Here is a 19,595-nt window from a genome sequence, read left to right as displayed (position 1 = left end):
CCAAAACATACTTTTTTCAAATCACATATATTGTACTTTCCCTTGGTTCAAAAACGCAAAATCAAATATAGAGCACAAACCAGCAGCGTTATAGACACGGCAAATGCCCCCACCATCCAGCGGGGTGTGGAGGGTCTCGATTTTCGCTTAGGCGTCAGTCGATCCGATACAAGCTCCTTCCAAAGCCTACAGGCCTCCGTCGTATCGTGAAAATCGCCATTAAGCGCTCTAAGCAGCCACTCCCGGTAAGGTCCCAGCTCTGGTACGGTGCGGACAATTCCTATGAGGTCATTCCGGCTGCGCATTTGCGGCAGCTGGGTCGCCGCTCTTCGAAGCGGCTCCTCTGCAAGCAGATGAATGCATACCGCTGCAAAAGAGAACCAATCGTATGCCGGGTCCGCGGTGCGGCTCCCGGCATCCCAGAAGCCCCGGTCATACCATTCCGTAAACTGCTTGACGCTCCTTCCGATTCCACTGACGCCTCCATAATCGATCAACTCTACCTCGCCATAGGAGGATACGATGACATTTTCCGGCTTCAAATCGCCGAACACCCATCCAGATTCGTGCAAACGTTGCAGCTGCTGTAATAGTGGATAGCCAACCACATCAAGCCATCGGCTGCCCCGCCGCACCAAAAAGGCTCTTAGCGGCTCCCCCTGTACATAACGCATCACGTAAAAGGGTATATCCCTGCCATGATACGTGAAATCATCCACCTCGATAAGATATGCGGGGCTCCTTTGCCCCTCGCTGCGACGCCTCCCTTGGCTCTGCAGCGCTTTCAGTACATTGATTTCCGATTGTATATCAAGCGTGTCGAACCCCAGCTTAAGCGCGTACAATTTGCTGTTCTGCTCATGCTTCACCAGGTATACGACCCCGTTAGCTCCTTTACCCAGCAGACGCTGGATGATATAACGCTTACCGTTCCAACGTCCTCTGATCCGAGTTCCATGCGGCAGGCTCAGTTTAGACGACGTAGTCTCCGAGAATCCCATCTCTTCCATCCGTCTCCTCACGCCAAGACTTTCCATGTCCATTCAGTGTACCATATCGCATGAATTCCATCACCCTCAGGATAGCAGGACCCGTAGGCGTAGCTCCGCGCATCACAAGACGTTGAAAGATCGACCGGGCCGTCCCCAAATCGTTCGTCCAATCTACATCCAGGACAGCATCCTCCCCGCTGTGCGCACCTGGAAAATGAAATACAGCAAGCCGGCTCTCGCCTTTTCTGGACCCAAGGCTCAGCATCATGTCACGGATGGCCTCCTCCACGGCACGCAGCTTCGGCTTCATGCTGGCGCTCGCATCGATTAATAGCGCCACCTGCAGCGGACTCGTCTCGGTTAGCTCATCAATAACCTCGACGACCTGGGAACGCGTATCCGGCGGCAGATCGCCTACCGATTGCTCCCCAAGAATTTGTTTAATTTCTTTATGAACCGCCTGCTGGATCGTCTGCACGACCGTCTTTCGGGTCATCATCTGCATCGTCTGCGCTAAATTTTCCGTGCCGGCAATGCGGCTCATGCCGCCTCCGGCCTTGGCGATTTCAGCAATTTCGAGTCCGCCGAGCTCGCCAATCGTACCGTAATCAACGATCCCTATCACATTGACGACTATGCCCTCCTGCCGGGCCAGCGCCGCCGCCATGACCGGACTTTCCCCCATATTCGAGCATCCGTCGGTAATCAGCATAATTTGCTTCATTTTTCGATCCCGCCTTTCACTAGGTATAATTCCGTCATTCTCTCTTCTCTATCATTTCCACTTAAGAGAGACTTCAAACTCACCTAGAAAACAAGGACAGAAAACCAAGAAATGGAGCAAACCCCGGCTATCAAGCCGAGTGCTCCAAATCTAAACTTGTGAACTCTATGGATATGATTATTGCACCACCAGGTGGCAGGCGACAAAATGACCTCCACCCGCATCGCGAAACTCCGGAATCTTTTCCCGGCACTCTGCTGTAGCGAAGGGACATCTCGTATGAAACTTGCAGCCGGAAGGAGGATTGGCCGGACTAGGAATATCGCCCTTTAATATAATCCTCTCCCGCTTCAGGCGGGGAATCGGCACGGGAACGGCAGACAGCAGCGCTTTCGTATAAGGGTGCAGCGGATGAAGAAACAACTCATCCCTCGAGGCCATTTCGACCATACCGCCCAAATACATGACGCCGACCTGAGAGCACAAATGCTCCACCACACTCAGATCGTGGGAAATAAATAAGTACGTCAATCCCTGCGTCTCCTGCAGCTTGCGGAACAGGTTAATGATCTGTGCCTGGATCGATACATCCAGCGCCGAAACAGGCTCGTCGGCAATCATTAGCTCAGGGTTTAAGATGAGCGCGCGAGCGATGCCGATCCTTTGGCGTTGGCCCCCTGAAAACTCGTGCGGATACCGGTCGATATGATAGGAAGACAAGCCGCAGGCCCCTAGCACCTCAAGCACCCGCTCCCGGATTTCTTCTTTGGCGGCCAGCCCGTGATCCAGCAGCGCTTCCCCGATCGCGTCACCTACCCGAATGCGCGGATTCAGGGAACCGTACGGATCCTGAAAAATCATCTGAATGCGCGGACGCAGCTTGCGCAAATCCTCACCCTGCACCTTATACAGATCGGTTCCTTTAAAAAGAACTTCACCCTCCGTCTTGTCGGTCAATCTGACAATCGTACGCCCTACCGTACTCTTGCCGCTTCCCGATTCTCCGACCAGGCCGAACGTATCCCCCGGCATAATTTTAAGATTAATATCGTCAACCGCCTTGATCTGTCCGGTCGTCCGCTGCAGCAGCCCCGACTTGATCGGAAAATACTTTTTCAGGTGGCGCACTTCCAAAAGCGGCTCAGTCATGGGAAACTCCCTCCTCATATAACCAGCAGGCGACCTTTTGGTTGTCCCCGATTTTCTTCAGCACAGGCTCTTTCACCCGGCAAACCCCCATACAATGCTCACAACGGTCATGAAAATAACACGATTCCCGCAGCTCCAGCAAATTCGGAACCTGACCGGGAATGGAATAAAGCTCGTCTTGCCGCTGATTAAGTACCGGCTTCGATTTAAGAAGGCCCTGCGTGTACGGATGCTTGGGGTGCTCAAATAGCTGAGTGACCTCGCCCTCTTCAACGACCTTACCTGCGTACATGACGACGACGTAATCAGCCATCTCGGCGACAACACCCAAATCATGGGTGATCAGCAAAATCGACATGTCCGATTCCGCCTTAATCTGCCGCAGCATATCAAGGATTTGCGCCTGGATCGTTACATCGAGTGCGGTTGTCGGCTCATCGGCGATGAGCAGCTTCGGATTGCAGGAGATCGCCATGGCGATCATCACCCGCTGGAGCATGCCACCGCTCAGCTCGTGCGGATAGCTAGTCATGATCTGCTCAGGCCTGGAAATACCGACCTGCGCAATCAGATCTACCGCGCGCTGCCGGGCCGCTTTTTTACCCAGCTTCAAATGCTCCAGCATCGGTTCAATCATCTGTTCCCCGATCGTAAGCACCGGGTTTAAAGAAGACATCGGCTCCTGAAAAATCATGGCAATCTCATGACCACGTATCGTCCTGAGCTCATGCTTTCCCAGCTTAAGCAGGTCCGAATCGCCAAATTTGATCTGCCCTCCGACTTGAGTGCCGGAAACCCCCTCCAGCAACCCCATGACGGACAGCGCGGTCACGCTTTTCCCGCAGCCGGACTCGCCGACAATACAAACGGTCTCCCCCTGAAGTATTCGTAAACTGACATCATCGACCGCCTTAATAACGCCTTCCTCAGTTTGAAAATAAGTACTCAATTGCTCAATATCAAGCAAAGTGGACATCCGGTTCACCTACCTCTTCGTTTTCGGATCCAGCACATCACGCAGCCCGTCGCCAAATAAATTGATCGCTATGACGGTCGCAAATATCGATATGCCCGGCGGAATCCACAGCCAAGGATGCTGCTGGAAATCGATCATATTGTTGGCTGCGTCGATCATGTTGCCCCAGGTCGGCGTCGGTGGCATAACGCCCAGACCGAAGAAGCTAAGCACCGATTCGCTGAGGATCGCGCCGCCGATGTTTAGTGTGGCGATCACGATAATGAGCGGGGTTAGATTCGGCAGAAGATGGTGAAGCAGCTTACGTCTATCCCGGAGGCCAAGCACGACCGCGGCCTGCATAAACTCTCTCTCACGAAGGCTCAGCATCTGCCCACGGATCATCCTGGCAAGTCCCGGCCAATTCACAAGGCTTAACATCAGCATCACGATGTACATGCGGTACTCCGTCGGTACCTTCCATTCGGACAGCAGCGCCCCGAAAATAAACAGCAGCGGTAAACCCGGAATCGTAAGCAGCAGATCAGCGAGCCGCATAATGACTTGATCGACGATCCCGCGGTAATAGCCAGCGATTGCACCAAGCAAAGTGCCGAGAAACACAGACAGCACCATGGACGCTAGCCCCACAGTCAAAGAGATCCGCCCCGCCTGTAAAACTCGGGTCAGCACATCCCTGCCCAGCTTGTCGGTCCCAAGCCAGTGTTGCAGGCTTGGGGCTCTATTCATCTGAGCCATATTGATTTTGTTATCCGCGTAAGGCGAAAAGATCGGACCGATAAAGCAGGCCACGAACATAAACAGCACGACGATCAGCCCGAACATGGCCAGCTTATTTTTGAGCAGCAGCCGGAAGGATTGCGTCCAAAGCGATGGCTTTGCAGCCGGTTTAGACGTTTTCTTCATCTCCGTCAAGCTCCCAGATATGGATGACATTTCTCTAACCCCCTAATGCAGCCGGACACGTGGATCGGCAAGTGTGTAAAGTAAGTCGGACAACAACGTCCCGATCACGGTCAAAATGGCAATAAGCATCGTAAATCCCATCAAGAGCGGGTAATCTCTCACCGAAAAAGAGGTCATATATAGCTGACCGATGCCCGGCCAGTTAAATATTTTCTCAATGATGAGCGAGCCGCCAAACAAGGCGGGCAGTTCGAATCCCACTAGCGTAATGGCCGGCAACAGCGCATTTCGCAGCGCATGGGAGAACAAAATTTTGCCCTCCTTTAGCCCCTTGGCTTTGGCGGTGCGGATGTAATCCTGTTTAATGACGTCAATCATATTCGTGCGGAAATATCGCGTAAGCGATCCGACCCCAAGAATCGTCATGACGATAACCGGAAGGGTCATATGATGCACAACTTCACGGATATAGGCCCATCCCGTTGCATTGCTGCCCGTGGTAATCATCCCGCCAGGAGGGAGCCACTTTAAGTCCACCGCCAAAATTTTGATCAAGAACAGGCCGATGAAAAAGGACGGCAATGACATCGCCGCAAACACGAAGACCAACACCAGTGTATCGAACCACGAGTACTGCTTATAAGCCGAGATAACCCCGACTATGACCGCAATAAACCACGTCAGAAAGGTGGAGACAGCCGCCAGCAGGAAGGAGTTCCATATGTAATCGTTAAATAGCCCCAAAACAGGCTTCTGTTGAGCTAGCGAGTAGCCGAAATCCCCGTGAAGCGCATGGTTTACCCAAGTGACGTATCGCTCTAGCACTGGCTTGTTCAGCCCATAAATCTCTCTCAGCTCCGCTTTCCGCTCCGGGGACAGCTTGATGTTGCCGCTGATGAAATCGCCCGGCGTCAGCGCGTACAAGCAAAAGATGAGCAGTGAGGCGGCTACCAGAATGGCCGCCATATAAATCAATCTTTTCGTGATATAAGTGCTCATGACCGGCTCCTTATAAAAGCCGTCCCCTGCTCTCAAGGTGAGAGAGAGGAACGGCTATTTTTTACTTCAAAGACCAATTTGGCAGGCTGGAGGATAGCCCTGTAAACGGACTGACAGTAAGGTTCTCGATCCGACCGTTGTAGGCATATACCGTTTTCTTATAGCTCGTGAAAATAACCGGTAGCTCGTCGTTCAGCAACTGGAACAGCTCCTTGTATGCCGTCTTACGCTGCTCAATGTCGGTCGTGGCAAGCGCCTTGTTGTACAGCTCTTTTACTTTGGGGTTGTCATACCCCTTGATTTCTCCGTCAACGAATTGAAGGACGCCGTCAGACGGATCGGTCAACATCGGGGTCGAGAAGGACGCGATATCATAATCTCCGCCTTCTACCTTCGATACCAGCGCATTGAAATCGGCAAACACCTCAGGCTGGAAGTCCACGCCGATCGCACTGAAGTTCTCTTTGGCCACCGCGATAAAGATATCAATCTGGGCATTTTTGGAGCCGAGGAAATGAATCGTCAGCTTTTTACCGTCTTTCTCGCGAATGCCATCAGCGCCTTTAGTCCAGCCGGCTTTGTCCAGCAGCTCATTCGCTTTATCCGGATTATAGTCATAGGAGTTAATGCCATCCTCGGTGTAAGCCCAGGAAATCGGAGACGCCGGTATATTGGCGACCTGCCCGGCCCCTTGGTTGGCATCGACATAAATGCTTTTACGATCCAAACCGTAGGTGAGCGCCTGTCTCACTTGCTTGTCTTTCAATAACTCATGTTCAAGATTCAATTGGAGATAGCCGTACGTGCTAGGGGTGTATGGCAAAATATTGATGAAACCCATACTCTTCAACTTATCGATATTCTCCTGCGTTGCACTGAAGGAAGCATAATCGACCTCACCGGTCTCCAGATACTGCCATGTATCCCCTTCGGAGGTTTTATAAATGAAGTGCTCCGTCTTCGGTTTTCCGGCAAAATAATGCTCGTTCGCAACATACCGCACTTCCTGGCCGGGGATGAATTTCTCCAGCACATACGGACCGTTGCCGACCGGCTTCTCATGAAGCTTCTTAATGTAATCGAGCTGCCCGAACTTGTAATCCTTGCCGTAATAGGCTTTCGACAGCACATCCCCGCCGAGGATGACCAGTGCGGTTGCGTTAGGCTCCTCAAGCTTCACCGATATGGTCTGCGGGTCCTTGATGGTAATGCCCGTAATATGGTCGGCTTTGCCCGCCTTGTAGTCCTCTCCACCCTGAATATGTAACGTAGGAATTTGCGCGTCCCCGTCATAGGCTTTGTCATGCAGCAGCGTCCAGGTGAACGCTACGTCGTCGGCCGTGAGCGGCGAGCCGTCGCTAAACTTCAAATCCTTCCGCAGATGAAACGTATAAGTCAGCTGATCGCTCGAAATTTCCCACTTCTCCGCCAGCCCCGCTACCGGCAAACCCTTGTCGTCCACCGTTACGAGCGGGGTAAACAAGAGGGAGGATACGTTGCCATCGTAGCCACTTTGATGAAAATACGGAGTAAACGCACCGCTCGGATCGGTAAGCCCAACGATGATCGTATCGGTTCTTTTCTTGGCTACGTCCGGCAGTTTGGATAAATCGCTGGCGGTAACCAGCCCCGTAAGGCCCGCAGTTTGCTGGGTACTTCCCTCTGCCGACGTTCCACCGCTATTCGTAGTGACCGCAGCCGGCTTCGTCCCTTGGTTCGCGCTGTTCTTGCCATCATCTGTGCAGGCGGATAGCACCAATGAGCTCAGCAATACAACTGCGGTAAGTATAGTGATTCCTTTCTTCTCCATCTTCTTCACGCCTTTCACTCCTATCGTCTGCTTAGTAGGCTGATGATCGGCTCTGGGTGTGTATACGTGATGATGCCGCGCCGGATATAGTTTGTTTGCACAACCAATTTAATTATCGATAATTCCGATAGGCAAACTATACTATATTTATGTTTTCCCATTATACGGAAGTAGGGGGGATCTGTAAATAGAAACTTTCCCTCAATATTTTATTTTTTGTGAATTCGGGCGAAGTTTGCCTTACTCCTCACACGGTGAAAAAAAAGAACCTGAGGTGCTCCAGCCCACCCCAAGTTCTTTCCCTAACTTACCGTACGCGGCCGTTCCAACCGGCTGATTCCGGGAATGTTCAGCGTAGACCACTGCGGTCGCAGATGGTCAACGTTCGCCACGACCACAGTCATGTCGTCATGGATCACATTTTTCTGATAGCGAATGACCGATTCCAGCAGACAGTCGGCGATTTCCTGCGGATCATCGGCTTGAGTCTCCTGAATCAGCCGCTTGATCCACAGCTCCTTGTTCACGGCCGGGCCTGGCGCATCATATACACCATCGGTCATCATAATCAGCGTGTCGCCAGGGTACAGCTGCACGGTCACCAGATCGACCTCGATATCTTGAATAATTCCGATGGGCAAATTACTGGCCGATACCGGGATTACCTCATTGCCGCGCTTGATAAAGCTTGGGGAGGAACCGATCTTCATGAACGTCGTCCGCGCCGTATATTCATCAATCAGCGCCATATCGACCGTGGCGTACACTTCATCCGGCGAGCGCAGCATCAGAACGGAGTTCACGGATTTGATCGCCAGCGTCTCCTCCATCCCGGATTGCAGCAGCTGCTCCAAAATGTTCAACGCGGTACTGCTCTCAAGCATTGCCCGCTCGCCGTTGCCCATGCCGTCGCTAATCGCTACAGCATATTTTCCATTGCCCAGCTCCTTGGCGCTAAAGCTGTCGCCGGAGGTCAAGTCGCCGCCTTTGGCCGTCCCGGCGACCCCGGTGCTGATTTCATACGTTTTGGCGGAGCCGAACGTCACGGTCGCGAGGCCCTCTTTTCCCCCGTGCATCGTTTCTTGGATCACAGCGATATGCTCGCCGATGATGTCGGACAGGAGCGGAGCGATAATTTTGCGGCACTCGTCGAAGCCCCGGGTGTACGCATGCACGATTTCGATCTCCACGTTGCCATGATCCAGACTGACGATATCAATGCTGTGGATGGACAGACCCATTTTTTCCAGCGCCTCGCGAATTTGTTCCTCCTGCTTGTACATGGCTTGTCCTTCGCGTTGAATCTCCTTCGCCAGATCCTCCATCACCTGCGATACGCCGGACAGCTGCTCCGCCACAAGCTGCCTGCTATCGTATATTTGCCGTTTCCAGTGCATATCATGTTGGTAGAGTTCATATTCACGCTTCATCACTTCGAGCACCTGCTCCGTCTTGTTACAATGCTTGCTCCACCGGGCGGGCAGCTCAGCAGCTGTGATTTCGGGCTTCTCTTCTATCGTGGTCATCATCTCGGTCATCAGCTTATAAGTCTGATAGAATTTGCCTTCCCAACACGTATGGCGGCGGAAGCAGGTGGCACAGGCCCCCTCCGTGACGGCATTCATAAAGTGGTCGATCTCTTCCCCACGCTTAGCCATTTCACCGGAGCTGGACACCTGTCCAAAGCTCTTGGACAGCTGCTTGAAGACTTGGGAGAACTGCGCCACCCGATCTGCCGTAATGTCTCGCACCCGTTTGGCGTATTCATGCTGGGTTTTGGCGTGTTCCTGCGTTCCGGGCACATATTTGGCAATGACGTTTAAGGCACGTTTAGGCGTTAGCAAAAAGAGCAGTACCGCAGCGCAGCTCTCCCAAGTGGAGGACATGACGTCCGCCGGACCGGCGATATAGATCGATAAAATAGAGGACCCGAGCAGCATCCCGAACCCGACGGCCCATTTTCGGCCTTCCTTTAGCATCCCGGCAAGCATGCCCGAGAAAGCCAGCAGACTCATCTGATACAACGCAGCCGTGTCGGCCAAGCTGAGGATGAGACCGGTAATGACACCGACCGAAGCTCCGAGCGGCGCCCCACCGACAAGGGCAAATAGGAGAATTAAATATCTGGAGAGCACGTGCTCGGCCGATAATCCGGAAATTTCCCACCCGACCGTACCGGTCATGACCGAAGCAAGCAATATGACGAGGCACAATATCTCTTCACCACGTAGCTGGTGGTGTTTTTTGCGATAAGTAATGATCGGAACCGCCTGAATGAAGACGAGGGTGAGTACGAAGCTGAGCAGCGCGTCCATCACCGACATCGTGAGCGCATACCAAGTGAGGGAAGGGCCGATCACAGCGCCGAACAAACCGACGAAGAAGGTGCTGGTGAATACCATCAGCGGGGCATAGGAGATCTCCGACCGCTCGAATGACTCGAGCCCTTTCAGGAGCAAATAAAAAATAAGCAGTTCCACGGCAATTACAGCCGCATGTGATCCCGCCCCAGGAGTAAACATGGCCCCCGAAATCATCATCGTCCCCGCAATTACCGCCATATCCCGTCGCAAAAACATGATCACTGCAAAGAAAGCGACCGCAAAAGGAGCCAGCTCGTCCAGAATCGTCGCCTTCCCCAGCAAAAAGCTCATTATGAATAAAAGTCCGTTCCATTTGTTCGCAGACAGCAGTCCGCTTACACGTCTAAAAAACGGCAGCTCGGCCATTTGGCTTCGCCAAGTCTCCTTATCCCACAGCTTTGCCTTTTTCAGCCCCGGAAACAGGGTGAGATTCCACTTCTCCAACATTCTGGCACCACCTTTTCCAAATTTGTAAGGTATGTCCCATTATAGGGAGCCTTGTTTGGAAAGTTTGTCAGATGCCGGAGCACGTGCCAAAGAAATTTCCGACAAATTGAGAGGGCTTTACGAAACTCCGCGAATGCAGGCCTGCCATAGCTAAACAAATGCTGATGCGTGCGAATGTTCGCCTTGGCGACGACAGATGTTGTAAATGAATTCCAGCCATTTAGGCCAAGTTTCCGTAAAAACGCGTAATAACCTGTCGGCAAAAGAAAAAGAGGCGACAAAAGCCGCTGTGCTGGAACAAACAAAAAATTTATGCTCGAAACAACACAAAAAACCGTAGGCGAGTAGTTCGCCTACGGTGTTGTTGAATTATTGGTAATGGGAGATTACATTCGTTTGGCTCCGCGTCCGCCGCGTTTGCCCTCCGTATTCTTCTTTAGTGAAGAAATGCGCTCTTCACTATCCTTAAGGAAGCGTGAAACCTTATCCTCAAAGGAAGCTTTGTTGGCTGGGGGCTTGAAGGAACGTCCTCCACGATCCCGGTTAAATCCACCACCTGGACGGTCTCCATCTCTTCCGCCTGGCCGATCCGATCTCGGTGCGCGAGGCGGTCTAGCCTCAACCGGCTTATCGACAGCCTGTTTGATGGAAAGTCCGATCTTTCCGTCCTTATCCACGTTAATTACCTTCACGGTAACCATATCGCCAATCTTCAGATGATCGTTGACATCCTTAACGTAGTTGTCGGCGATCTCCGAGATGTGAACGAGACCCGTGACACCTCCTGACAGATCCACAAATGCTCCGAAATGCGTGATGCCTGTCACTTTACCTTCTAACTTGGTGCCCACTTCAATTGCCATAAAATAAAATGATCCTCCCTTAAAAATATACAGCCAGGCCTCGAAATCTTGACTGCGGTGATTTGATTATACCCAATGACTCAAACAAGGTCAACAGACGTATATCCCGCAAACTTCAGTCATTTCCAGCTTCGGGCTGGGATATCCGCACAGGGATTTCGCCCGGTCTGTATAACCCATATTTTTTCATGGCAATTTGTCCAATATATTCTGGGTCCTTCAGACGGTTCAATTCATATTTCAATTGGCCAACCGCCTGCTCGCTGGTTGCTTTGGCAGCCTGCCGCTCTGCAAGCTGGTGCGATTTCTTGCTGATCTCTCCGGATTGAGAGATAAACGTATAGCTTGCCCAACCTAGAAACAGAATCATAAAGCCCATCCAAATCCGAAGACGTCTGCGTGCCCCGACTGAGCTGTTTGAAGTCTGATTCTTTGGGTTAGGTAGATTCGAATTTGTCTTCACTGCCCGCACCGAGGCACCTCCCATCAATCATTTTTATTTAGTAGACGTTTCCACCACATGATTGCCCACTGTCTAGTCTTGTCCAGTCCTTCTGGAATACGGAGACGTTTCGAGATAGGTCGTAGTACCCACAATAAAGATCTCCACAATGGAGTCAATGTAAGTTTAGCCATAAACATGAGGATAATCCAGATAAACCCAAGCAGGATGCGGAATCCTTTAAGTAGCCAAATCGCCGGAGCGATTACAAACAGCTCAATAATCCGCACAAGGAAGCGATAAAACCGCTTACCTATCCTCATTAACATTAACACAAAACGCTCAGTTATGGCACTGAGGAACAAAAAATAAATCCAAATACCTATAAAAAGACCAAGAAATACATAGAACCTTAGTTCCCCTTGGTTGCTGTGATACAACGCTCGAAATACAAACAAGGAAGCGGCCACCCAATACACCAGGTCGAGCGCATGAACACTCCAGCGGGGAAACCGGAGCTGTCCCGAGACGACACGATAGCTGTCAAAGGTGATCCCCATAATCCCCCCGGATGCCAGCATCCACAAAAGGGTCACCCACTGAACATGTAAATTCATCGGAACAGTTTGCCGAGCAATCCCTTGCCGGAAGTCTGAGAGCCCGGATCCAAATAAGACAGCGAGTTCACCAGACCTTCAATGCTGACTAGCCCTTGCTCCAGGTTTAGGTTTTTAATATGTAAATTTTGACCGCGTATCGTCAAATGCCCCAGCTCGGTCTGCAGCAGGAATTCCTCGCTGTCAAAGCTCTCTACGTTGAGAACTCCCGTGATATCCAGCAGCTTTCGATGCAGCAGATGCAGCTCCTGATGTTTCCCTTTATTTTGTTCGACCATGGCATGTACCCCTCCCTTTACCAATAGCTTATGGACCATTCTTTTTCTTTAGAACTACCGTTATTTATGACTTTCTTTACGGAATAGAAATTTTGCTTTTTTTACCATGGAGGAGAAGGGTGCCAAGGCATTTTTTGGAACTCGAATCGCTGCAAACCATGGGAGAATTTCACATATAGACTCGGGTAAACGATAGAAGATGCCGCATCGCTGGCAAGTGATTATGCCGGGTATTCCAAAACTATTTAGGGAGGAAGAGGCAAATGAGTCTAAACGCCACACCGCGGGGTGAACGGACACACATTACAGTGTTCGGACGAAGCAATGTTGGCAAATCTAGTGTTGTGAATGCGATTACAGGCCAGGAGATTTCCGTGGTTTCCCCCATTCGGGGAACGACGACAGATCCGGTGTATAAGGCGATGGAGATGCTGCCGATAGGACCTGTGGTCCTGATCGATACGGCCGGACTGGATGACGAGGGGATGCTCGGCGAGCTTCGGAAGCAAAAAACGCGGGAACTAATCGACCGAACCGACCTCGCTCTGCTCGTGATTGACGCAACCGCTGGTGTTGATCCGTTTTACGAGGAGCTGCTGGCGGAGCTGTACGATCGGAAAATTCCGGTCGTAGGCGTGCTGAACAAAAGCGATGCCCGGGCGGATGCAGCAGCGGCTCAGGCGGAAGCCGAGGCAAGACTTGGGCTGGATTTCATACCGTTCAGCGCAACACAGCGAACCGGGATCAAGGAGCTGAAGCAAGCGATCATAGACGCCCTCCCTCAGGAAGACGACCGGTTCCGGATCGTAGGCGATTTAATTTCTCCAGGGGATGTCGTCGTTCTCGTCGTTCCGATTGACAGTGCCGCCCCCAAAGGCAGGCTCATCCTGCCGCAGCAGCAGACGCTCCGCGATGTATTGGACAGTAATGCCATCGCTGTCGTTACCCAGGAAGATCAGCTCCAGGCTGCACTGAACCGACTGGCTGTAAAGCCACGCCTTGTCATTACGGACTCGCAGGCTTTCTCCAAGGTCGCCGCCGACACACCGAAAGACGTACCGCTTACGTCGTTTTCCATTTTGTTTGCTCGTCACAAAGGGGATTTAAACGAACTTGTCAGAGGAGCCCGAGCGATCGAGAAGCTGAAAGACGGAGATCGTGTGCTGATTGCTGAAGCCTGTACCCATCACCGCCAGTCCGATGATATCGGTACCGTGAAAATTCCGCGCTGGCTGCGTGAAGTGACCGGAAAGCAGCTCCAATTGGAGCATGTTTCAGGCTACAGCTTCCCACCGGATTTGGACCGCTACGCACTGGTTATTCACTGCGGGGCATGCATGCTGAACCGCCGGGCCATGCTGCATCGTATCGCGGAAACGCAGGCCGCCGGCGTCCCGATTGTCAACTACGGCGTGCTGATCGCCTATATGCATGGGGTATTCCCGCGTGCCATTGAGCTATTCCCCTCCGCCATGAAGGCGTGGGAGGAATCGGACGGTCCCAAAAAATAGAAAGAGCAAAGGGGTGTGCAACTAGGCTTGCACACCCTTTGCTCTCTTATCAGTTCATCGTTTTCTAATTATTCGATTCGTCTATGGAACGTGCAATGATTGCCGCTACCTCTGCTCTTGTGGCAGTCGCTTGCGGATTAAGAGCTCCGTTAGGGCCACCATTGATCAAGCCTGCTCCTACAGCCCATTTCATGGCATCAAGTGCCCAACTGGACACGGTGCGAGCATCTGAGTAGCTTAAAAGGTTTCCAGAAGAAGCTGCAACCTTTCCGCTATTCTTCGCATAGCGGTACATCATGACCACAAGCTGCTCGCGAGTTATGCTGGCAGCTGGGCTAAAACCCTCCCCTATGCCTTTTACAATTCCATTCTCTGTTGCCCACATGACGCCATTGTAATACCAAGCCTTGGATTGAACATCAGCAAAGGTTGGCTTAGATGTTATAGCAGGTGTTCCTGCTAACCGCCACAACACGGTAACAAACATACTGCGTGTCATTTCGGCATTTGGAGAGAATTTATCGGCATCGGTGCCTTTAAATAACCCTTTGCTCACCACTTCATTAATCTCTTTCTGCGCCCAGTGGCTGGAAATATCACTAAAGCTCGCATGAGGAGCGGTGCTCTTTGTATCTTTTGAATCACTTGCCTGATCGTTAGAATTGTCTTTTCCTGCTTCGTTTTTACTCGTATCACTTGGCTTATCGTTCGACATGCCGCCGCTGCTTTCCGAACTGCCTGGGGGTGAATCGATAGGCTTAATAGTGATTTCTGCTGATGCGCTTTTGCCCTGATACGTTGCAGTAACAGTCTCATGCCCCACACTCGTCCCGATGATCGCTCCATCGTCGATTCTCATAAGGCTATTGGAGAAGCTGAATTTAACGTCCCTATTGTTTACGACAAAAACCGCTCCATACGGATCTGTCGCACTGACTGTCGGAATTACTCGTTCTCCGATCCTTGTTTCCTTAGGAATCGACAAGCTGATTTTCGATGCCGTTATTTTAGAAGCATCCACACTTTTAATCGTTATAGTACTGCTCTTTCCGCCCGAGGTGGCTGTAATCTGAGCAGTCCCTTCTTTTTTCAATGTGACTACTCCATTTTCGTCCACCATGGCCATACTCGTATCGGAACTTCTCCATGTTGTATTCACATACTTGAGGTTACTGATCCTGGCTACATAATTTGAAGGATATTCCCGAAAATCCCCATATAGGTCAAGTTGAATCTGAGAAGTGCTGGCACTGGAAATCGTGTCTCCAATTAATGCGGCATTCTTAATATAAACCTTGGAAAGCAGTGGATTGAACCCATAGGACCCCACTCCATTCTTGACCGTGATCATGCCTGAACCGAGAATATTTCCTTGTTCGCTGTTCACATAACCTTTTTGCGCTCCATTGCCGCCTATGATATAGTTGACGCCGCCAACCTCCCAGCTGTGCAGCGTATGAAGGTGTCCAAATACTGCATTGACGTTGGTATTAGGATGATTCTTCTTGTAATCAGATAAAATACCTTCAAACTGCTCTGCTTCAGCAGGCTGCATATTATGCTCGGTGTAGTAGTCGTCACGGGTTATGACATGATTGAACACATACACATTGGGCAGCTTGTTGCTCTTTAATACTTCTTCCAGATAATGATACTGCGTAGGATCGGAAACGTTTATGCTCTGGTTATACGCTGAATTAAGAACGACAATTAACGTGCTTCCATACTTAAAGGAATAAGTCGGGGAGCCAAAATATTTATAGTACAGATCCAGATTATTGTTTCCACCTTCATGATTGCCTGCCAGGACTAAATAGGGTTTGCCTGTTGATTCAATATAATCCTTGCCCTCTTTGAATTCTGTTTCTGTAGCGTTATCTACAATATCGCCTAGATGAACGACTAGCTCACTATCTTCCGTTTTCACCCGTCCGAATATTTTATCACTGAATACATTCCCTTGGGTATCCGGCACTACCGAAATCTTATAGTTTTGAGGGTCAGCAGGCTGTGCAATCGGATCTATCTTCAACACGTCAGTATAAGCCGTCATGGCATTACCGTTCTTATCCTTCGCTTCGACCGTCAAATTGACGCTGCCAGCAGCAAGTTCAAAGTCCGGCTGCGCATAGCCCCATCCCGAAGTGGCGTCATAATAAACGGGGACATTTTTGCCATCCAAGGTAACTTTAATGCTCTTTGCATCCACACCGGATTTGGTATCGGTTAACTTAAAGGTTACCCTTGGGCTTGGTATTCGCACCGTAACCTGGCTTGATGGGGTGACTTGACGGATTACCGGAGCCTCTGTATCCGGGGAGGTATCCACTGTATACGTATTGTCAATGTATGGAACAGATTCGTTGTTTTTGGTATCCAGCGCCTTGACGATGACTCTGTAGCTCTCCCCATTTTTTAGACCAGTAAGCTTGAAACCAAGCTTTCCAGTCTCCTCATTGAAGGTATAATCGGTAAAAGGTGCACTATTCACGGTTACGGTAATACCACCCGGCTTAACCTTACTCATGACATCTTTGATCGTTGTAGAGAAATCCAAGGTATCACTGTAGATTCCCCCCGCTATAGGCGCAGTATCGGTAAATACCGGACCGGCCAGATCCTGCGGTTCATCGGAGTAAATATATTTCAAATCATCGACCATAAGTGTCGTTCTGTAATCCTTGGAAACCGGAGTCGCTTTGTTGATATTAGAAATCATCATGTAATCGAACTTAATCGGCATCGTCCAGTCCTGAGGAACATCAACCTCTACCCATTTCCAGCCAACCCATTCCATATGCTCATTAGGTGTCAGCTTAAGGCTGCCCTTCTTGCCATCCGGCCCATATTTGAAATAGGCTGTTGACATACAGTCATAATTATCGCTGATTCCATCCCCGTTCTCGTCTCCACTGTAATACCAAAGCCCAAATTTTTTCGGCATGGCCTTTGCGGTATATTGATCCTCTAACGCAGCACGTTTCTCCTCTGTCCACCCATACTCCGGACGGGCCACGCTCCAATCGGGATTAATATACATGGTACCGTTTGTGGCGCGCCCAGAACCGTTCATCGGCCAGTCTTTGGTATCATATATCCAATACAAGCTGCCCGTTCCATTCTTGACCTTGGATGGATCAGTTTCTATCCCCACCATGTTGTTCCCCTGGCCAGCACGATAGTCATTGTTATTGTAAATATACTTGCTATTAATATGATATGCGGATTGGTCGCCCTCAAAGCCGTCGATAAGCTGCTCATCAAGGCCGACGGATACCGGAGCGGAGTAAGTTTTATTCAGAAATTTTGCCGAGACGGTCCCTAAACCCGATTCAACGGAGACTGTTAACAGGCCGTCCTTAATATTGCCAATATCTCCAGTAACCTCCCACGTGGCAAGCGCCGGATCAATGATAATCTCCTTTTGAGAACTGTCAGTCGCGTGAAAAGCAAATGAGTAAGTGTCGCCTTTATGAAGTGCTACGGTGCCTGTGGCTGAAAAAGCGATGGAGGCGATCGAAGTCTCGTCAACAACCGCGACTTTTGCGGTTCCTGCGATGCCATCTACGGTTGCCGTGACGATATCATCGCTGGGCTGAGATGGAGCAATGTAGTTTCCGTTCTGATCGATGGTGCCGTACTTTGCCGACCAAGTGATCGTTTTGCCATCAGAGGCCATGGGACTGCCGCTTACATCAGTCAATCTCACGGTAAAAGTGCGGTGTGAGCTTTGATAGATTTTCACACTGCTGTCCACAACGACCTGTCCGACACTTGATGTACGAGGAGCATCGCTGATAAATAAGAGAGAATTGCTCACATTGCGGGAGGTACCGTCACTGGGATAGCTGACCGTCGTAAGTTTATCGCTTCCCGCTCGTCTGGCCGTCATCTCCGTAGAGCCTCCGCCATCCATATTTAAAATATCTACGCAGCCCAGCTCTTCCATCATGTACTCTGCGATATCCCGGAAATTCGTACCTGAGGTAAGCTCCTCCCTGATATTAGCACTGGGCTTGTTCGCGGCGATGACTTCGATTTTACCATCGCGGGTGATCCCGATAACTGTACGAGCATTATCATCCGTGCCTGAGTTATTAACCATGCCTTCGTTGATCACGCCGTCTTTAGCCAGCAAATGATAGCCGTTGACGGCAGCCACCACATCATCGGCCAATTGGCCCCGATCGACCATGATGCCATTTTCGTCCTCGGTATAGGCCCCTGAGTAAAGGTGCACGGTATAATTGACCGAGGCGTTTTCCTGAAGTGCGGCAACGCCTGCTGCATCTGCATTGTAGCCAGCAAGAACGATGCTGTCATCCGGGATGTTAAAGCCTTCATCTTTATAAACTTTAACCACTTGACCTGAATAGGTTATACCGGCTTGGAGAGAACCGTTAAAGCCTTCTAATCGGATAAGGGCATAGGCATGATTTTCTGGAACAGAGCCCCTATAGTGTACAAAGTTATGCTTGCTGGTAATGCTGCTTGTGAACACACGCAAGGTATCAGAAGAGAATTTATTCGGATCTGAATACCAACTGCCAAAAGAATTGCGGTTGATTAACGAAATCTGCTTGGAATATGTACCTAATCCGGCGGATTCAGTCTTAGCGGCCGCGTATACATCGGAAGTGACGGTGCCCCCAAGCGTCGACAAATTCGTTGTTTCGGAAGCTGATGACGACCGGATCTCGATATCACTGCTTGCCCGTAATGCACCGATCTCTGCCTTGCCGCTTTTTCTGACAAAAAATACCGGCGTATCAGTTGTATATCTGTTGTTAGGTTGGCTAATAAGGATCTGGCTGTCTCTGACTTGAATACCGACGTTTACTCCATAATCCATATCATATGGATCGGCATTAATGGACGCCACGACATTATTTCCCTTCAGTATCTCGCGCTGCGCTTGTCCTCCAATAGTCTCCATCGCATTGACGGTATCCTGAGCTTTCGCGGTATCAATGCGAACACCATTAGCCGTTGGATCCACGGTTAAATGATTGAAGCGAACCCGATGCGGCTTTGCTCCATAATTAACCACATCTTCTTCACCATAATGAACTCCCGGCGCCAACTCTTCGCTTGCGAGAAAGTTGACTGCCTGCTGCGGATTTACCGCTGCCGTTACCCGATTCGTTTGAAAGAAAGTACTTATGAGTGCCAACACCAAAAAAACCGAAACAATTCTTTGCTTCTTCATTTCTGTAGTCCTTCCATTAGATATTTGGGCAGATCTACTTCAATAATCTTGCTGCACCCTGTAGTTTGACGTCGGAAACACTAGTGTCCCTATTCATTATAGATACCCTTCAATAACCTGTTGTTCGATTTCTATTAACTGGGTGTTTATTTTATGTAAATGATAGAGTTAAAATAAGCAAAAACCCCATATAGGTTCCTGCATCTCTCACATCCACCACTAAATGTATTTTGTGCATCTATTTCTGGGCAAAATGTGGGTTTTTGGATGTTAGCTGCAAAATGTACATCTAAATTGGTGTAATTTGTA

The 19,595-nt window shown here is 50.3% G+C and carries 14 protein-coding genes; 1 reads left to right on the top strand and 13 read right to left on the bottom strand.

The window, feature by feature from the left end:
- Nucleotides 1-47: 47 nt before the first annotated feature.
- The 12 genes from ACFQ3W_RS23835 to yabP all read right to left on the bottom strand — a co-directional run bounded on the left by ACFQ3W_RS23835 (nucleotide 48) and on the right by yabP (nucleotide 12,566).
- The gene (locus tag ACFQ3W_RS23835; protein ID WP_379321750.1) at nucleotides 48-1,001 is read right to left on the bottom strand and encodes a serine/threonine protein kinase; all 954 of its coding nucleotides are present in this window, start codon (nucleotides 999-1,001) and stop codon (nucleotides 48-50) included.
- Complete coding sequence (locus ACFQ3W_RS23830; protein WP_379321728.1) at nucleotides 973-1,716, bottom strand: hypothetical protein; 744 nt, start codon at nucleotides 1,714-1,716, stop codon at nucleotides 973-975. Before ACFQ3W_RS23830 ends, ACFQ3W_RS23835 begins: the two co-directional genes overlap by 29 nt.
- Nucleotides 1,717-1,893: 177 nt before the next feature.
- Nucleotides 1,894-2,865, bottom strand: coding sequence for an ABC transporter ATP-binding protein (locus tag ACFQ3W_RS23825; protein ID WP_379321727.1), 972 nt, complete (start codon nucleotides 2,863-2,865; stop codon nucleotides 1,894-1,896).
- Nucleotides 2,858-3,841 (bottom strand): ABC transporter ATP-binding protein, encoded by a 984-nt coding sequence (locus ACFQ3W_RS23820; RefSeq protein WP_379321726.1) that lies wholly within the window; start codon nucleotides 3,839-3,841, stop codon nucleotides 2,858-2,860. Before ACFQ3W_RS23820 ends, ACFQ3W_RS23825 begins: the two co-directional genes overlap by 8 nt.
- A gap of 9 nt (nucleotides 3,842-3,850) precedes the next feature.
- Nucleotides 3,851-4,777, bottom strand: a complete 927-nt coding sequence (gene opp4C / locus ACFQ3W_RS23815) for an oligopeptide ABC transporter permease (protein ID WP_379321725.1) — start codon at nucleotides 4,775-4,777, stop codon at nucleotides 3,851-3,853.
- A gap of 12 nt (nucleotides 4,778-4,789) precedes the next feature.
- On the bottom strand, nucleotides 4,790-5,746 hold the full coding sequence (locus ACFQ3W_RS23810) for an ABC transporter permease (protein ID WP_379321724.1): 957 nt from the start codon (nucleotides 5,744-5,746) through the stop codon (nucleotides 4,790-4,792).
- 61 nt (nucleotides 5,747-5,807) lie between these two features.
- On the bottom strand, nucleotides 5,808-7,556 hold the full coding sequence (locus ACFQ3W_RS23805) for an ABC transporter substrate-binding protein (protein ID WP_379321749.1): 1,749 nt from the start codon (nucleotides 7,554-7,556) through the stop codon (nucleotides 5,808-5,810).
- Nucleotides 7,557-7,858: 302 nt separating this feature from the next.
- Nucleotides 7,859-10,285: a stage II sporulation protein E gene (gene spoIIE / locus ACFQ3W_RS23800; protein WP_379321748.1), complete on the bottom strand. Its 2,427-nt coding sequence runs from the start codon at nucleotides 10,283-10,285 to the stop codon at nucleotides 7,859-7,861.
- A gap of 467 nt (nucleotides 10,286-10,752) precedes the next feature.
- A complete protein-coding gene (locus ACFQ3W_RS23795) occupies nucleotides 10,753-11,229 on the bottom strand; it encodes a S1 domain-containing RNA-binding protein (RefSeq protein WP_379321723.1) in 477 nt (158 codons plus the stop codon).
- Between the two features lie 115 nt (nucleotides 11,230-11,344).
- On the bottom strand, nucleotides 11,345-11,701 hold the full coding sequence (locus tag ACFQ3W_RS23790; protein ID WP_379321722.1) for an FtsB family cell division protein: 357 nt from the start codon (nucleotides 11,699-11,701) through the stop codon (nucleotides 11,345-11,347).
- A 14-nt stretch (nucleotides 11,702-11,715) separates the two neighbouring features.
- Entirely contained in the window at nucleotides 11,716-12,288 is a 573-nt protein-coding gene (yabQ, locus tag ACFQ3W_RS23785; protein ID WP_379321721.1) for a spore cortex biosynthesis protein YabQ, read from the bottom strand.
- Nucleotides 12,285-12,566, bottom strand: a complete 282-nt coding sequence (yabP, locus tag ACFQ3W_RS23780; RefSeq protein WP_379321720.1) for a sporulation protein YabP — start codon at nucleotides 12,564-12,566, stop codon at nucleotides 12,285-12,287. The genes yabQ and yabP overlap by 4 nt, the downstream gene beginning before the upstream one ends.
- A gap of 263 nt (nucleotides 12,567-12,829) precedes the next feature.
- On the opposite strand from yabP, the gene hydF reads away from it, so the two are divergent.
- Nucleotides 12,830-14,077, top strand: a complete 1,248-nt coding sequence (gene hydF, locus ACFQ3W_RS23775; protein WP_379321719.1) for a [FeFe] hydrogenase H-cluster maturation GTPase HydF — start codon at nucleotides 12,830-12,832, stop codon at nucleotides 14,075-14,077.
- Nucleotides 14,078-14,141: 64 nt separating this feature from the next.
- Here hydF and ACFQ3W_RS23770 read toward each other — a convergent pair whose 3' ends face one another.
- Nucleotides 14,142-19,286 carry an S-layer homology domain-containing protein gene (locus tag ACFQ3W_RS23770; RefSeq protein ID WP_379321718.1) on the bottom strand — a complete coding sequence of 1,715 codons (5,145 nt, stop codon included), beginning with the start codon at nucleotides 19,284-19,286 and terminating at the stop codon, nucleotides 14,142-14,144.
- Nucleotides 19,287-19,595 lie beyond the last annotated feature (309 nt).

Source organism: Paenibacillus puldeungensis (assembly GCF_042678945.1).
GTDB classification, from domain to species: domain Bacteria; phylum Bacillota; class Bacilli; order Paenibacillales; family Paenibacillaceae; genus Fontibacillus; species Fontibacillus puldeungensis.
The sequence above is the reverse complement of the archived record's forward strand: the minus strand, read 5'-3'. Positions and strand labels throughout refer to the sequence as shown.